13 protein-coding genes are annotated in these 16657 nt (G+C 31.1%); 9 read left to right on the plus strand and 4 right to left on the minus strand.

The features are described 5' to 3' along the window. Positions 1-11 precede the first annotated feature (11 nt). From JC605_RS07175 to JC605_RS07185, 3 genes are read right to left on the minus strand one after another with little or no spacing between them, the layout of a single operon-like run. Positions 12-1070, minus strand: coding sequence for a hypothetical protein (locus tag JC605_RS07175; protein ID WP_198855548.1), 1059 nt, complete (start codon positions 1068-1070; stop codon positions 12-14). Continuing rightward, positions 1054-1587, minus strand: coding sequence for an anti-sigma factor (locus JC605_RS07180; protein ID WP_198855549.1), 534 nt, complete (start codon positions 1585-1587; stop codon positions 1054-1056). Before JC605_RS07180 ends, JC605_RS07175 begins: the two co-directional genes overlap by 17 nt. A 14-nt stretch (positions 1588-1601) precedes the next feature. After that, a complete protein-coding gene (locus JC605_RS07185) occupies positions 1602-2156 on the minus strand; it encodes an RNA polymerase sigma factor (protein WP_198855550.1) in 555 nt (184 codons plus the stop codon). Between the two features lie 167 nt (positions 2157-2323). Here JC605_RS07185 and JC605_RS07190 point away from each other — a divergent pair, with 167 nt between their 5' ends. The 9 genes from JC605_RS07190 to JC605_RS07230 all read left to right on the plus strand — a co-directional run bounded on the left by JC605_RS07190 (position 2324) and on the right by JC605_RS07230 (position 15941). Next, the gene (locus tag JC605_RS07190; protein WP_198855551.1) at positions 2324-3307 is read left to right on the plus strand and encodes a DUF6252 family protein; all 984 of its coding nucleotides are present in this window, start codon (positions 2324-2326) and stop codon (positions 3305-3307) included. Between the two features lie 247 nt (positions 3308-3554). Further along, positions 3555-6008, plus strand: coding sequence for an endopeptidase La (gene lon / locus JC605_RS07195; RefSeq protein ID WP_198855552.1), 2454 nt, complete (start codon positions 3555-3557; stop codon positions 6006-6008). A 140-nt stretch (positions 6009-6148) separates the two neighbouring features. Next, positions 6149-7168: a type IX secretion system protein PorQ gene (porQ, locus tag JC605_RS07200; protein WP_198855553.1), complete on the plus strand. Its 1020-nt coding sequence runs from the start codon at positions 6149-6151 to the stop codon at positions 7166-7168. Positions 7169-7323: 155 nt separating this feature from the next. Further along, positions 7324-8016 carry a (d)CMP kinase gene (gene cmk, locus JC605_RS07205; protein ID WP_198855554.1) on the plus strand — a complete coding sequence of 231 codons (693 nt, stop codon included), beginning with the start codon at positions 7324-7326 and terminating at the stop codon, positions 8014-8016. 68 nt (positions 8017-8084) lie between these two features. Further along, on the plus strand, positions 8085-9461 hold the full coding sequence (locus JC605_RS07210) for a nucleoside permease (protein WP_198855555.1): 1377 nt from the start codon (positions 8085-8087) through the stop codon (positions 9459-9461). Between the two features lie 210 nt (positions 9462-9671). Then, complete coding sequence (locus JC605_RS07215) at positions 9672-10280, plus strand: hypothetical protein (RefSeq protein WP_233074052.1); 609 nt, start codon at positions 9672-9674, stop codon at positions 10278-10280. A gap of 58 nt (positions 10281-10338) precedes the next feature. Beyond that, positions 10339-11082: a hypothetical protein gene (locus JC605_RS07220; RefSeq protein WP_198855557.1), complete on the plus strand. Its 744-nt coding sequence runs from the start codon at positions 10339-10341 to the stop codon at positions 11080-11082. A gap of 355 nt (positions 11083-11437) precedes the next feature. Beyond that, a complete protein-coding gene (rpsA, locus tag JC605_RS07225; protein ID WP_198855558.1) occupies positions 11438-13216 on the plus strand; it encodes a 30S ribosomal protein S1 in 1779 nt (592 codons plus the stop codon). Between the two features lie 229 nt (positions 13217-13445). Continuing rightward, positions 13446-15941, plus strand: coding sequence for a T9SS type A sorting domain-containing protein (locus tag JC605_RS07230; protein WP_233074053.1), 2496 nt, complete (start codon positions 13446-13448; stop codon positions 15939-15941). Between the two features lie 90 nt (positions 15942-16031). On the opposite strand, the gene JC605_RS07235 is transcribed toward JC605_RS07230, so the two are convergent. Further along, complete coding sequence (locus JC605_RS07235; RefSeq protein ID WP_198855559.1) at positions 16032-16559, minus strand: biopolymer transporter ExbD; 528 nt, start codon at positions 16557-16559, stop codon at positions 16032-16034. Positions 16560-16657: the final 98 nt, after the last annotated feature.

Below are 16657 nucleotides of genomic sequence, written 5' to 3' on the forward strand. Positions count from 1 at the left end.
TTTTTAGATGATTAATTTTTTGTTAGCGAAATATTTCCGTAGTTCGAATTTATATTGATTTTATTCTGACCTTTTTTCTTATAGAAACCTGCAATTCTTTTGCTGTTGCTTTTAATCTCAGTAACAGAAACTTCTAATGAATTATCATGTTTAATGTTTGAATATCTTGCAGAAATATCAAAGTCAAAAGCATAATTGGGAACGTAACCAATTGTAATGTCTGTATATCCTGAGTTTATTGTGATATTTCCAGCTTTTTCTGTTACTGTTCCGATACTGATTTTACTGTAATTGGTATCGTAGCTAAAGTTGCTTGAAATTTCTCCAATAATAAAAGTCAAATAGTTTCCTGAACCACTCAAAGAATTGATTTTTTGAAATTTAAAAGTTCCATAGCTGCAATCAGCTTTAATATTCTGACCATCATTTAAATTAACATCTGTATAGTTTGCACTTAGATTCAAATTACCAGAATCATTAATCTTAAGATTAGAATATCGAGCATCAATATTTCCTGTTTTAATGTAATCTATACTTGAATTTTGGCAATATTGAATAGAGATTTGATTGTTTGATCCGTTTAGTTTGCCTAAAGCAACTTTTCCGTACTTACAGTCAATATCTGTAGAAGATTCTGCATTTGGAACCGAAATATTACCGTATTTATTGACCAATTTCATAGATCCATTTTTTGGAATTTTAATCACATAATTGATCTCAAAACTATTATTGCTTCCTTTACTTTTAACATTAGAGCTTCCAAGTTTTGTCACAGCAGAAACCAATCCCTTAAGAGCAGTAATATCAACGTCTATACTATTTAAACGTTCATTTACCCAATTTTCATTTGGTCCATTTACTTTTATAGTAATATCCAAATCAATTTTGTCTTCGTCCCAAGTTGTAACCGTTATGCTTCCATATTTGTTGTCAACATCTATTCCTGCATTTGAATTGACGATATAAGTTTTTTTGATGTTTTTTTGTTTAGTGATATAAGTGTCATCGTTTGAAAACCCTAATAAAGGAATCAAAAGAAACAAGATTAGTAAGTTATAGTGTTTTTTCATTAGAGTTGTTTTTTAGTTTTTCGTTGTCTTCAATTCTTTTCAGAACGGTTTGCAAAAAAGAAATACGCGTTTGAAGATTGCTAATCATGGCATATATAATTTGTTTGTTCTCACCATTTTTTTGCAGTTCATTTATAATTTTTTGATAATCAGCATCAAAAGTTTTCATCTGATTCATCGCATCATTAATAATCTGCTGATTTTCTGGCGAATTTTTCTCTTTGAGCTTAACCAGTTCGTTGTCAATTAGAATATTGAAAATAGAATCGGTGCGTTTAGTTTCTTTAGAAGCAAATTTGAATTCTTTTGGTTTTTCATTTTTATAAAAAAGCGATACTCCAAGCATCAATACGATCGAAGCGGCAATAGCTGTTGCGAACCAATATCTTTTCTTAGGCTCTTTTTTATTTAATTTTTGTAGAAAATCGACCTGATGATCAGAATTTAATTCCTGAATATCCCATTGGTTTTCAAATCTGTTGAATAATTCGTCTAAATTGTCTTTTTCATTTTTCATAATTCCAATTCATTTTATATCTCTTCCAATTTTTTTCTCAAACTGTCTTTGGCTCTGCTCAAGGTTGTTCTGCAATTTGCATATGTGATGTTTAAAATTTCGCAGATTTCTTCTTGATCATAACCTTCAATGTAAAAAAGCGTCAATACCATTCTGTAATTATCTTTCAGCTGTAAAATGGTATCTAAAACTTGTTTTACTTTAAGTGAGTTCAAGTCAATGTTTTCAGAAATAATTCCATCATTTTCTTCAATTTTATAAAGTTGTTTACTTAAATCTTCTACCTGAAAAGAGTTGTTTTTCTTGTAAAAATCGATGCTATAATTGATGATTATTTTTTTTAACCATGCGCCAAAAGCCACTTCTTGTTTATAGTCATTGATTTTTGTAAAAGCTTTTAAGAAACCTTCCTGCATGACGTCTTGTGCAAAATGTTCGTCTTTTACAATACGAAAAGCCACATTATACATCGCTTTACAATAGCGATTGTATATTTCAAATTGCGCTTTTTGATTGTTGTCTTTACAAAGCGCAATTAGTTCTTCGATATTTTGGTTGTTTATATTCAAGTAGTGGCTTTTGGTTTTTAGTAATGACTGTGCTTTTTTTGGTTTGTTACACTTTTATAAAATTAATTTTATTTTTTTTGAAATGAGTTGATAATTTTGACAATAATAGAGAGTAGGATTTTTATTTCATTTTATAAAATCTATATTTGCAGATAAAACGAATAGCTATGAAAAAAAAATATTTTTTGTTTCTCTTAATTTCCACAATCGGCTTTTTAAGCTCTTGTAATCAAGATTTTGATAGTGGCCTGGATTTTTCGAACTCTGAAAACAATGGAAATGAAAGTGCAGGCGAAAAAGCAATTTTTAGTGCCAAAATTGGAGACGAAGAATTTGTTGCAAATACTACAACTGCTGTTGTAACTGATGACTATGTATTAATAGCCGGGACTAGATCATCAAAAGGAGATTTAATTCAAATAATTTTGCCTAGTAATAAAGTCGGAACATATACATGGGCAGAAAACCAAGAAAATGCAGAAAAATTTGTTTTAGCGTATGTTCAAGGAGTAGATGGGCATGCATTTGTTAGTGCCTCAAACGAAGATGCGGCATTTTTAGGCGTAGAGAATTATACAGATACAGCAATCATTAAAATTACTGGAGTAAATAAAACTAAAAAAACAATTTCTGGCACATTTCAGTTTACAGGATTTAGTGATACAGAAGATGGTTCAACTGCGATAAAAGTTATTACAAAAGGTAATTTTGAAAATATACCTTATACAGATGATATTCCTGCTGAAGATTCTGATGATGTTTTGAAAGCAAAAATAGACGGAGTTGATTATACAAACAATAAAGTTGATGTAAGTAGTGTAATTGCAAGCGGCAGTAATCCGTATTATAGTATAGTAGGTAAAAACAACAATGATAATTCTAGCGTCGGTTTAATGATTAATAAATCATATTCTGTTGGAACCTATGAAGCTTCAAGCAATTTATCAGTTGAAGAAGGCGAGCTTGTAAATGTTATTGGCGCTTCTTACAGAACAAATGACCTTTTGTATAATTCTAAATCAGGGTCACTTACAATAACCTCAAAAACAGAAGAAAGAATGGAAGGGACTTTTAATTTTGTCGTTCATAATTTCACTACAGATGATGAAAAGACTATTACAGGTTCGTTTAGTATAGATATAAAGATTTAGAGCAAAGAGACTATCTACAAATTTAATCCGCCTTGTGCGGATTTTTTTTGGTAATGCAATTTGATTTTATTAGTTTGGCTAATTAAATAGATATCATATCTTCCATTCTTGGCATAGTGATTGTCTGTTTTAATAATATATCTTGCAAATTAAGCGTATAGTCTGTTTTTATTAGAAAAAATTGAATTTTAAACGTTAATTGCAAGTTGTATTAAACTTTTAATGACAAAACGACTTATATATTATTATGTCAAACCATAAAATACTTACTATTGACAATCTGTCACTTCAAGAATTTGACTCAGAGGCAGAATTAATTCCATTGTTGACTCCAGAAGACGAAGAGGAAATGAATAATGAAGAACTTCCTGTTTCGCTTCCAATTTTACCTTTACGTAATACTGTTTTATTTCCAGGAGTTGTTATTCCAATTTCAGCAGGAAGAGATAAGTCAATTAAACTGATTAATGACGCTAATGCAGGTGGAAAAATCATCGGTGTTGTATCTCAAATTAACGAAGAAGACGAAGATCCATCAAAAGATGATATTCATAAAGTAGGAACCGTTGCACGTATTTTACGTGTTTTAAAAATGCCTGACGGAAACGTAACAGTTATCCTTCAAGGAAAAAAACGTTTTGAAATTGACGAAGTGGTTTCGGAAGAACCATACATGACAGCAACTATTAAAGAAGTTACTGAGGAGCGTCCAGACGAAAATGATTCTGAATTTACTGCAATTTTAGATTCTGTAAAAGAATTAGCAATACAAATCATTAAGGAAAGTCCAAATATTCCTTCTGAAGCTACATTTGCAATAAAAAACATTGAAAGCCAGTCGTTTTTGATCAATTTTGTATCTTCAAATATGAATTTATCAGTAAAAGAAAAACAAGGCCTTTTATCGATAAATGGATTAAAAGAACGTGCTTTAGAGACTTTGCGTTACATGAATGTTGAACTTCAAAAATTAGAATTGAAGAACGATATTCAATCAAAAGTTCGTTTTGATTTAGACCAGCAACAACGAGAATATTTCCTTCACCAGCAAATGAAAACCATTCAAGAAGAATTGGGAGGTGTTTCTCAGGAAGAGGAAATGGATGAAATGGGGCAGAAAGCTAAAACAAAAAAATGGGACGAAAAAACGCAGAAACATTTCGAAAAAGAATTGTCTAAAATGCGTCGTATGAATCCGCAGTCTCCTGATTTTGGAATTCAAAGAAATTATTTGGAATTGTTTTTAGAATTGCCTTGGGGTGAATATTCTAAAGATAAATTCGATTTAAAACATGCTCAGAAAATTTTAGATAAAGATCATTTTGGACTTGATGAAGTTAAGAAAAGAATGATCGAGCATTTGGCAGTTTTAAAATTGCGAAATGATATGAAATCGCCAATTATATGTTTAACAGGGCCTCCAGGAGTTGGTAAAACTTCTATTGGGCGTTCTGTGGCGGAAGCTTTAGGACGTGAATATGTTCGTATTTCTTTAGGAGGTTTACGTGATGAAGCGGAGATTCGCGGACACAGAAAAACCTATATTGGAGCAATGCCTGGACGTATTATTCAGAGTTTAAAAAAGGCAGGAACATCAAATCCTGTATTTATTTTAGATGAGATTGATAAACTATCAAATGGCAATAGCGGTGATCCATCTTCGGCTTTATTAGAAGTTTTAGATCCAGAGCAAAATAGTGCTTTTTATGATAATTTCCTTGAAATGGGATACGATTTATCTAAAGTTATGTTCATTGCCACTTCAAATAATATGGCAGCAATTCAACCTGCTTTACGTGACAGAATGGAAGTAATAAAAATGTCAGGCTATACAATTGAAGAAAAGGTTGAAATTGCCAAAAGACATTTATTCCCAAAACAATTAGAAGCTCACGGTTTAACAGCAAAAGATTTGACTATTGGCAAAAAGCAATTAGAAAAAATCATAGAAGGTTATACAAGAGAATCTGGTGTTCGTAACTTAGAAACTAAAATTGCTCAAGTAATCAGAAATGCAGCAAAATCGGTTGCCATGGAAGAGGAGTACAACAAAAAAGTTACGGATGAAGATATCGTAGCAATTTTGGGAGTGCCAAGACTTGAGCGTGATAAATACGAAAACAATGATGTTGCTGGTGTTGTAACAGGTTTAGCTTGGACAAGTGTTGGAGGAGATATTCTGTTTATTGAATCTTTAATTTCTGAAGGAAAAGGTTCATTGACCATCACGGGAAATCTTGGAACTGTAATGAAAGAATCTGCTACAATTGCATTAGAATATATAAAAGCAAATGCTAAGAAATTAGATATTAGCACTGAACTTTTCCAGAAATATAACATTCACTTACACGTTCCGGAAGGAGCGACTCCAAAAGACGGACCAAGTGCTGGTATTGCAATGCTTACTTCATTAGTTTCGCTTTTAACTCAGAAAAAAGTAAAGAAAAACCTTGCTATGACTGGAGAAATTACACTTCGAGGAAAAGTACTGCCAGTTGGCGGTATTAAAGAAAAAATCTTAGCTGCCAAAAGAGCAGGAATTAAAGAAATTATTCTTTGTCACGAAAACAAAAGCGATATCGATGAAATCAAAGCAGAATACTTAGAAGGTTTGAGTTTTCACTATGTTAAAGAAATGAGCGAAGTTTTAGCTTTAGCTTTGACAGATCAGAAAGTAAAAAATGCTAAAGAATTAAAATAAAAATCTTTTAGTTACATATATAAATTCCAAATTCCAATTTAACGATTGGGATTTGGAATTTTTTTATTTGACTTTAATTTAAGTGTTATATAATTTTATATTTGCACTTGCGTTATTCCCATATAGTGCGACAAAAACAAATGCTCAAAAAAGTTGTTTTATTTTTTCTAATCTTAATCTGTTCGTGTTCTTTCGGACAAGTTGGAGGGCGCTACACTTATCAATTTTTAAACTTAACTACTTCGCCAAGACAAGCGGCATTAGGAGGAGACATTATTACAATATATGATGATGATGTTAATCAGGCGATGTCGAATCCTGCTCTTATAAATGCGGACATGGATAATCATTTGGCATTGAATTACGGAAGTTACTATGGTGAGGCTTCTTATGGTACTGGATCGTATGCTTATACTTACGATAGGCATCTTCAAACTTTTTATGCTGGAGTTACTTATGTTAACTATGGTACATTTGAAGGATATGACGAAAATGGCCAGGCAACTTCGAATTTTACAGGAAGTGAAGGTGCTTTATCGCTTGGATACGCATACAATGTTCCTTTTACAGATTTATACATTGGAGCAAGTGCTAAGCTTATAACTTCATCTTTAGAAACATATAATTCAATAGGAGGTGCGGTCGATTTGGGGTTTTTATATGTAGATGAAAAGAACGATTTGAATTTTGCTCTTGTATTTAGAAATATGGGAACTCAGTTTACTACTTATTCAGGGATTAAGGAGAATCTTCCGTTTGAAATTGTTGCGGGTATTTCGCAAGAATTAGAGCATGTGCCTATTCGTTGGCATCTTTCGGTAGAAAATATACAGCAATGGAATATCTCTTTTTCGAATCCTGTTCGCGGAGAAACTAATATCGACGGATCTACTAGTCCAGAGAAAGTCTCTTTTGTAAACAACGCTTTAAGGCACGTAGCTTTTGGAGTTGAGCTTTTTCCTAAAAAAGCATTCAATTTTCGCGTAGGTTATAATTTTAGAAGAGGCGAAGAATTGCGTGTAGAAGAACAGCGTAACTTTTCGGGAGTTTCGTTAGGGTTTGGTTTGAGAATGAATAAACTGAAATTTAATTACTCTTATTCAAGATATACATTAGCAGCAAATACAAGTCTTTTTGGTTTGACCTTAAATTTTCAATAATTGCTCTTGTTTGATTATTTATTCATCAAAAAACAAATAATTTTAATACTTCATATCCAGATAAAGATGGCTACATTTGCAGTAACTTTGATGCCGAAATCTCTATTATTGCGATAAAGTAGTCATAAAAAGAATAAAAATTAAAAAATAAAAAATTGAAAAAAATTACCATTGCTATCGACGGATTTTCATCTACAGGAAAAAGCACGCTTGCAAAACAATTGGCAAAAGAATTAGAATATGTTTATGTAGATACAGGTGCGATGTACCGTGCTGTAGCTTATTTTGCAATGCAACATACTTTAATTGGAGCTGATTTTTTCAAGAAAGAAGCTTTGATTGAAGCTTTATCTGGCATTAAATTAGAATTTAAGTTTAATTCGGATTTAGGTTTTGCAGAAATGTATTTAAATGGTGAAAACGTAGAGAAACAAATTCGAACTATTGAAGTTTCTAATTTTGTTAGTAAAGTGGCAGCCGTTTCAGAAGTTCGTGCTAAATTAGTAGAACAACAGCAAGAAATGGGAGCCAATAAAGCTATTGTAATGGATGGAAGAGATATTGGAACAGTAGTTTTTCCAAACGCAGAATTGAAAATTTTTATGACCGCAAGCGCTGAAACACGCGCACAAAGACGTTTTGATGAATTACAGCAAAAGGGAGACAATGTTTCTTATGAAGAAGTTTTGAAAAACGTAGTTGAAAGAGATCATATGGATACACACCGTGAAGATTCTCCTTTAGTAATCGCAGATGATGCAATTGAGATTGATAATTCTTACTTAAATAAAGAAGAGCAATTTGCCGCAGTTCTGGAATTAGTGAATGATGTTGTTAAAACAGCATAATTTTTTGCAGATATTATTTTAAATGGTAGTTTTACCGCTTCATTTTTACAAAAGAACAAATATATTATATGGGGATTAAAAATAGATTGATTTTAATGAGCTTTCTTCAATTTTTTGTTTGGGGAGCCTGGCTTATAACAATTGGAAATTATTGGTTTGGCACAAAAGCGTGGGAAGGAACTCAATTCGGGCTCGTTTTTGGAACCATGGGAATCGCTTCTCTTTTTATGCCTACACTTACAGGTATTATTGCCGATAGATGGATTAATGCCGAAAAATTATACGGTGCTCTACATATTCTTTACGCGGTAGTTCTATTCGGAATTGCGCAAGTTACTACACCAGATACTTTTATTATTGTAATGCTTTTGGCAATGTGCTGTTATATGCCAACAATCGCTTTAAGTAACTCGATATCTTATACTTCACTTAAATTAAACAACAAAAACATCGTAAAGGATTTTCCGCCAATTCGTGTTTGGGGAACTATCGGATTTATTGTTGCCATGTGGATTACCAATTTAAGCGGAAGTAAGGCAACTGAATATCAATTTTATATTGCTGGAGTTGGAGCTTTAATTCTTGGAATTTACGCTTTTACTTTGCCAAAATGTGAGCCACAGCGTTTGATTAAAGAAAATGCAACTTGGATAGAAACTTTTGGTTTAGAGTCTTTTAAATTGTTTGCAAACTATAAAATGGCTTTGTTTTTTGTGTTTTCTATGTTTTTAGGAGGAGCACTTCAGTTGACAAATGCTTATGGAGATGTGTTTTTGGATGAGTTTAAGCACTTTCCAAAATATGCCGATTCTTTCGTTATTCAATATTCAACTATTATTATGTCAATTTCTCAGGTTTCTGAGACATTGTTTATTCTTGCGATTCCGTTTTTCTTGAGACGTTTTGGAATCAAACAAGTAATGCTGATTAGTATGCTAGCTTGGGTTTTGCGTTTCGGATTATTTGCTTTTGGAGACCCTATAAATGGTTTATGGATGATTATCCTTTCTTGTATCGTTTACGGAATGGCATTTGATTTCTTCAATATTTCAGGTTCTTTATTCGTAGAAAGCAATACCGATTCTAAAATTCGTTCTTCTGCACAAGGTTTATTTATGATGATGACCAATGGAGTAGGAGCTGTTTTGGGAAGTTTGACTTCTGGTTGGGCAATTGATCGTTTCTTTACAAAATCGTTTGCTAATACAACTGAATTAGCGGGATTTTTACAAACGGACGCTTCAAATGAAAAGATGGCAGAATTTGTAAAAAGTCAAGGGAATTCAATTTCTACAGATGGAATTTTTGCAAATCCAGTTCTAATGAAAGATTGGCACACTATATGGCTTTCGTTTGCGCTTTATGCTTTGGTGATTGCGATTGCTTTTGCTGTTTTGTTTAAGCACAAACATGACCCAAAAGAGATAGAAAATTTAAGTCATTAATATTTTAGACTTATAAAAAAATCCCGTTTTCGATTTATTGAAAACGGGATTTTTTTCTTTATGTGTATATTTGAAATAATATTCTTAATTTTTAATATGCACCATCAGCAAAAAAAAATACTTCCTCCTTTTAGACCTGTTAGTTCAAAACCAATGCTTTTCTTAAATGCAGTTTTTGGTTTGTTTTGGATATTCTGTGCACTTTTCTTTTTGGGAGGAATTGTTTTTTTATCAATAAATTCTCGTGAAGAAACTGGACTGGATGAAAAAGGAACTCTTGCCTTATTTTGTATATTCTCTCTAATTATTCTAGCGATAATAGCCTTGATACTATATTCTAGAAAAAAGATGTACACATCAATTATAATTGACGAAAAAGGAATCCGCTATTTGAATGTATTCAATAACAAGGTTAGAAAAGAAATTCGCTGGAGTAATTTTGCGAAAAGAGAGAAGGTTGCTTATTTATTAGAACCTCCAAAATTTGATGTTTCTTATATTCGACAATCAAAATCTTTTTTTGACCAGTTTTTCTGGCCGGTCTTAATAAATAATAAAATAGAAGTTCATAGTGAAATGTTTTTAGGTAAACATTTTTTTGCAATGCTCTATGCAAATCGATTAGAATTGATTAGAACTTTTTTACTTGGATTGGCACATTACAGACCAGATATTACAATAAATCCGGAAATTTTTAGTAATCATTATATTGATAAGGAAAGTTATACTATTGATTATAGTCAACGCAGAAAAATTGGAATTATAGCAGGATTAGTTTGTGCCTTGATTTTTACAATTATATATTTTTTGGTTTTCTAAATAGTAAGCAGTTTTTTAGGATTACAATTTTTTCAATATTTTAGTGTTTTTAACGTCTATGAGCAGCCAAACAAAAAATCTTCCTCCATTTAATTCAGTAACTTCCAGCCCGTCTAAAATCAAAAATTATGGTTTAGGTTTTCTAATGTTGATTTCTTTTCTATTGGTTTTAGGGGTTTTCTTTTTTATTTTGTTTTTTCTGCCTTTTGAACAAAATATGATTTGCATATGCATTTTATTGATTCTTCCTACAATTCTTCAAGTCATTTATTTAAGAAAAACGATGAAGCATACCACTACGATTATTGATAATCGCGGCATTCATTATGTAAATAGATTTAATCATAAAATTGAAAATACAATATCATGGAATAGTTTTGAAAAGAGCACTAAATTTAAAGGAAAAATAACAGGAATTAATTCCTCATCTGAGTCAGATCTCTTGCTATATGATGTTTTTGCAAAAATGGTTGGAAGCGGCAAATATAGTCACGAAGCGTTTTTCTGGTTCATTTCGGCAAACGGAAATATAGAAGCTCACAAAGAAACATTTTCTGGGAATCATATTTTTAGTATGCTTTATTCAAACAAACTTGAATTAGTAAGAGGTTTGTTGTTAGGATTATCACACTTTAGACCTGACTTAAAAATTCATCCTAAAGCTTTTGGTGTGTATTATATAAATCCTGATACTTTTGCCGTAGAATATGAAAAAAGAAAAGAAGATATTAATTCAGCTCTTTTTATAACGGCACTTGTTATTATAGTTACAGTGTTTGTAATGCTTTTTGTTTTCTTTTAAATTTAATATCTATTATATTTAATATAAACGTTATAGGTTTTTGAAATCTACAGCGTTTATTTTTTATTTAATTTTTCCTGAAAAGAAAACTTTTATTTTACTTGGAAAACTTAATTTTAATTCAATTTTGCAGGTTATAGAATATATAGCAGTTAGCAATGAGTTGTCATGATTATTGCTAGATAAATAATAAGTTGCTTATCTGTTTGTAATTACAAAAAAATATATTAATTTTGCAGTCCTTTTGGCAGAGAAGAGTTTCCATTAGGAATCAACCATTTATGTAAAACAACTTCTGTATTTTCTATCGCATAAAGAAACTCAAGAAAAACAGAATACAAATTTTTTTATCAGCATGTCTGAACAAACAAAATCACAAGAAGAGTTTTTAGCAAATTTTAACTGGCACAACTTCCAAGAAGGAATCGATGCAGTAGATGAAAAAAACTTGCAAGAGTTTGAAGAACTAGTATCAAAAACTTTCATCGCTACAGATCAAGAAGAAGTAGTTGAAGGAGTTGTAGTTAGAATTACAGATAGAGACGTTATCGTTGATATCAATGCTAAATCTGAAGGTGTTATTTCTTTAAACGAATTTCGTTACAACCCAAACTTAAAAGTAGGTGACAAAGTAGAAGTATTAATTGACATCCGTGAGGATAAAACAGGTCAATTAGTATTATCTCACAGAAAAGCACGTACTATCAAATCTTGGGATAGAGTTATTGCGGCTAATGAAACTGGAGAAATCGTTAACGGTTTTGTTAAATGTAGAACTAAAGGAGGTATGATTGTTGACGTATTCGGTATCGAAGCGTTCTTACCTGGATCTCAAATTGACGTTAAGCCAATTAGAGACTACGATGTATATGTAAACAAAATGATGGAATTCAAAGTGGTAAAAATCAACCACGAATTCAAAAACGTAGTTGTATCTCATAAAGCTCTTATCGAGGCTGATATTGAAGTACAGAAAAAAGAGATCATCGGTCAATTACAAAAAGGACAAGTATTAGAAGGTGTTGTTAAAAACATTACTTCTTATGGTGTGTTCATTGACTTAGGTGGTGTTGACGGATTAATTCACATTACTGACCTTTCTTGGAGTAGAATCAACCACCCAAGTGAAGTTCTTGAATTAGACCAAAAATTAAACGTTGTAATCCTTGATTTCGATGATGAGAAAACAAGAATTCAATTAGGATTGAAACAATTAAACGCTCACCCATGGGATGCTTTAGATGCTAACTTAACTGTTGGTGATAAAGTTAAAGGTAAAGTAGTTGTAATCGCTGATTACGGTGCATTTATCGAAGTTGCTGAAGGTGTTGAAGGTTTAATCCACGTTTCTGAAATGTCATGGTCAACTCACTTACGTTCTGCTCAGGACTTCGTGAAAGTTGGAGATGTTGTTGAAGCAGTTATCTTAACTCTTGACAGAGATGATCGTAAGATGTCATTAGGTATCAAACAATTGTCTCAAGATCCATGGACTGACATTACTTCTAAATATCCAGTAGGTTCTAAACATACAGGTATCGTTAGAAACTTTACAAACTTTGGTATTTTCGTAGAATTAGAAGAAGGAATTGATGGATTAATCTACATTTCTGACCTTTCTTGGACTAAGAAAATTAAACACCCATCTGAGTTTGTAAACGTTGGTGAAAAACTTGATGTTGTAGTATTAGAATTAGATGTTGAAGGACGTAAATTATCTTTAGGTCACAAACAAACTACTGCTAATCCTTGGGATCAATACGAAGATTCTTTCGCTGTAGGAACTATCCACAACGGTGAGATTTCTGAAATCGTTGACAAAGGAGCTACTGTAGAATTCGGAGATGATATCGTTGCTTTCATTCCTACTCGTCACCTTGAAAAAGAAGACGGAAAGAAATTGAAAAAAGGTGATACAGCTGATTTCAAAGTAATTGAATTCAACAAAGAATTCAAAAGAGTAGTTGCTTCTCACACTGCTATCTTCAGAGAAGAAGAAGAGAAAAATGTGAAAGCTGCAACTGAAAATACTTCATCTAACTCTACTACAAATGCACCAGCTGCAACTTTAGGAGATAACAATGATGTATTAGCTGCATTAAAAGCTAAAATGGAAAAAACTGAGAAAAAATAATTCTTAGTTTTTTATAAATAGAAAGTCCCACAGCAATGTGGGACTTTTTTTTTATCCTTTTTTCTAAATTTTAAGATATTTTAACAAATAAAGTTGTGTTATTATCTTAAAAAGTTATTTTTGTATGAAAATACCACATATGAAAAAACTCTACTTTTTACTTTTATTATTTTGCTTCTTTAATCTAGGTAATGCCCAAATTATCAATATTCCGGATATTAATTTTAAAATGAAATTAATAGCACTTAATGTGGATACAAATTCTAATTTTCAAATAGAGGTTAGTGAAGCATTAAGTTTAAATTTTTTAGATTTAAGCAATTCAAACATTAGTTCTTTTGAAGGATTAGAGAATTTTGTCAATCTTGAGTATTTGAATTGTAGTAACAACCCAGTGAATAGGGATATTGATTTTAATGTTTTAAAAAAACTGGTTTATTTAAATTATTCTTCTATTCAATCAAAGAGGTATTTAAAAATTACAGATCTACCAAATTTAGCTACATTACGAATTGAAGGTCTCACAAACTTAGAATTTTTGGAATGCACAGGTAATCCTAAACTTGCAACATTAAGTGTAAATGGAGCTGTAAATCTAACCGAAATGTGGGCTTCAAATAATGCTTTGACATCGTTAGAGATTGAAGGATTGACAAGTTTAAAAAAAATGTATTGTCAAGTTAATAAATTAGCAACATTAAATATTGACGCTTTAACTAATCTTGAAGATTTAGAATGTGGTGGTAATTTATTAACATCACTAAATTTAACCCAATTAACGAATCTTAAAGGCCTAGCATGTAGTAATAATAAACTATTTAAATTAGATGCCAGCAATTTATCAAACCTTACAACATTAGATTGCAGTTTCAATGAAATTTTTGAGTTAAAATTGAATGGAATAAATAATCTTAAAAATCTAAATTGTCAGTCTAATCAATTGTCAACTTTAAGTTTGAATAATTTAATAAATTTAGAATCTCTTTGGTGCGGCGTAAATCAATTGCAACAATTAGATCTAAATGCTTTAACAAAACTTGTTGATTTAAGATGCGCTGCTAATCAATTTTCATCTTTAGATTTAAAAGGATTAACTAATATTACAATTTTTGAATGCTATCTTAATCAACTTAAAACTTTAGAATTAAGTGATTTAAAAAAAATCAAGCGCTTAAGATGTGATCAGAACCAGCTTAATACATTATTCATTAAAAATGGCAGTAATGAAACAGAGCTAAATTTTTCAAAAAATCCTGACTTAAAGTATATTTGTGTAGATGAAGGCCAATTGTCTCAAATTCAAGATCTTCTAGATAATTATGGTTATGCTAATTGCAATGTTAATACATATTGCTCTTTTAATCCGGTCGGAGAATATTATACTATTCAAGGAGATAATAGAGTAGATGAAGATAACAACGGTTGTGATACTCAAGATTTAAGTTTGCCAAATTTAAAGTTTAATCTATCTGATGGAACTAGCAGTTCTGGTTTTATAGCCAATGGAAATAATTATTCTATTTCTTTACCAACTGGGTCACATTCGATAACTCCTGTTTTAGAAAACCCTACATACTTTTCAATTTCACCATCAGTTGTAAATGTCGATTTTCCATCGCAGATAAGTCCATTGAATCAAAATTTTTGTATTACGCCAAACGGAACACATTCCGATTTAGAAGTTGTCATTTTGCAAATCAATGCTGCAAGACCAGGATTTAATGCTACATATAAAGTTATATATAAAAACAAAGGAAATACAATTCAATCTGGAACAGTAAATTTAACTTTTGATGATTCTGTTTTAGATGTGATTTCAGTAAATCCGTCTGCATCTTCTCAAACCACAAACGTTCTATTGTGGGATTTTTTGAATCTAAAACCATTTGAATCTAAGGAAATTACTTTAACAGTTAAAATAAGTTCACCAACAGAATCTCCTGCTGTAAATAATGGAGATATTTTAAAATTTACAGCTACTGTTTTATTGCAGGGAAATGATGAAACGCCAATAGATAATGTATTTACATTAAATCAAACAGTTGTTGGTTCTTATGATCCAAATGATAAAACTTGTTTAGAAGGTTCTGTGATTACCTCAAAACTAATAGGAGAATACGTGCATTACATGATTCGTTTTGAAAATACAGGAACATATGCGGCTCAAAATATTGTGGTGAAAGACATGATTGATCCAAATAAATTTGATATATCAACTTTAATTCCGACGAGTTCAAGTCATTCGTTCATTACTAAAATTTCAGAAGAAAACAAGGTAGAATTTATTTTTGAAGGAATTAATCTTCCGTTTGACGACGAAAATAATGACGGTTATATTGCTTTTAAGATAAAGACAAAACCAACATTAAAAGTAGGAGATTCGTTTACAAATGATGCAAACATTTATTTTGATTATAATTTCCCTATTTTAACTAATAAGGCTATTTCTACATTTAATTCAACATTATCAAGTGAAGATTTTAATTTTTCTAGATACGTAAGTTTATATCCAAATCCGGCAAGTCAGTTTTTAAATATTTCGCAGCACCAGAATATCGAGATACAATCGTTTGAAATTTACGATATTTTAGGGCAGTTGGTAATTGCAATTCCAAATGCAAAAACAACTTCGAATATTGATATCTCTAAATTAAAAACAGGCAATTATTTCATAAAAGTAAAATCAGATAAAGGAAATTCTAGTTCAAAATTCATTAAAATTTAAATAGAAAGTCCCACAGCAATGTGGGACTTTTTTTTGCTTCAAGTTTCAAGTTTTTTAGTTTGACTGAGTTGAAACCTTAAAATGATTTCTTTATTTCAAAGCTAATAATTTAGATTCTTGTGGTGTAAAATCATTTACAATTACATATGAACTTATATCTGCAATTGCCATTTCATCTAAAATATCAACTAAATTCTTAAAATTGCTTTTTTTGCTAGGTTTAATAATAACAACCATTCCTTGTCCTGGTCTTCCTAATTGAGCAGAATAATTAAGCATGTTTTTATTTTGTTTTAAAAGCTCTTGTCTTATTCCGTCCTTTCCGTATCCAAACTTTTTAGGAGCAACTTTGGGCACTTCTAGTAATCCCATATAAGACACTAATTTATTATCATCTCCCAGTAAAATTGTATAAGATCTATTTTCTCCACAGCCACCTGTCCAGCCACATGTATGTGCATCATAATCTGGCAGACTTAGATGCATAGCTTTGTTTTTTCGCAATTCTATTGTAACCATAAAAAATATAATTAGCAAAAAAGAGACACTAACCATTGCAGTTAAATCAACTCTTGAACTTAGCTTTTTACTTCTGACTTTTTGAGGTAGGTTTTTCATGATAAATTGGTTTTGAATTTAAATTTAAAAAGAAAAAGAATGCCAAAAACATCAGGTTAAAAAAAAAGAAAAATATAGCATTAAAGGCCTATTAATCA

The organism is Flavobacterium sp. IB48 (genome assembly GCF_016405855.1).
In the GTDB taxonomy this organism is placed as follows: Bacteria; Bacteroidota; Bacteroidia; order Flavobacteriales; family Flavobacteriaceae; genus Flavobacterium; species Flavobacterium ginsengisoli.

Excerpts from the sequence above, each read along its gene's own strand:
- JC605_RS07210 (WP_198855555.1), top strand. The coding sequence starts at position 8,085 with ATGGGGATTAAAAATAGATTGATTTTAATGAGCTTTCTTCAATTTTTT.
- JC605_RS07175 (WP_198855548.1), bottom strand. The coding sequence starts at position 1,070 with ATGAAAAAACACTATAACTTACTAATCTTGTTTCTTTTGATTCCTTTA.
- JC605_RS07230 (WP_233074053.1), top strand. The coding sequence starts at position 13,446 with ATGAAATTAATAGCACTTAATGTGGATACAAATTCTAATTTTCAAATA.
- rpsA (WP_198855558.1), top strand. The coding sequence starts at position 11,438 with ATGTCTGAACAAACAAAATCACAAGAAGAGTTTTTAGCAAATTTTAAC.
- JC605_RS07220 (WP_198855557.1), top strand. The coding sequence starts at position 10,339 with ATGAGCAGCCAAACAAAAAATCTTCCTCCATTTAATTCAGTAACTTCC.
- JC605_RS07180 (WP_198855549.1), bottom strand. The coding sequence starts at position 1,587 with ATGAAAAATGAAAAAGACAATTTAGACGAATTATTCAACAGATTTGAA.
- JC605_RS07235 (WP_198855559.1), bottom strand. The coding sequence starts at position 16,559 with ATGAAAAACCTACCTCAAAAAGTCAGAAGTAAAAAGCTAAGTTCAAGA.
- lon (WP_198855552.1), top strand. The coding sequence starts at position 3,555 with ATGTCAAACCATAAAATACTTACTATTGACAATCTGTCACTTCAAGAA.
- porQ (WP_198855553.1), top strand. The coding sequence starts at position 6,149 with ATGCTCAAAAAAGTTGTTTTATTTTTTCTAATCTTAATCTGTTCGTGT.
- JC605_RS07190 (WP_198855551.1), top strand. The coding sequence starts at position 2,324 with ATGAAAAAAAAATATTTTTTGTTTCTCTTAATTTCCACAATCGGCTTT.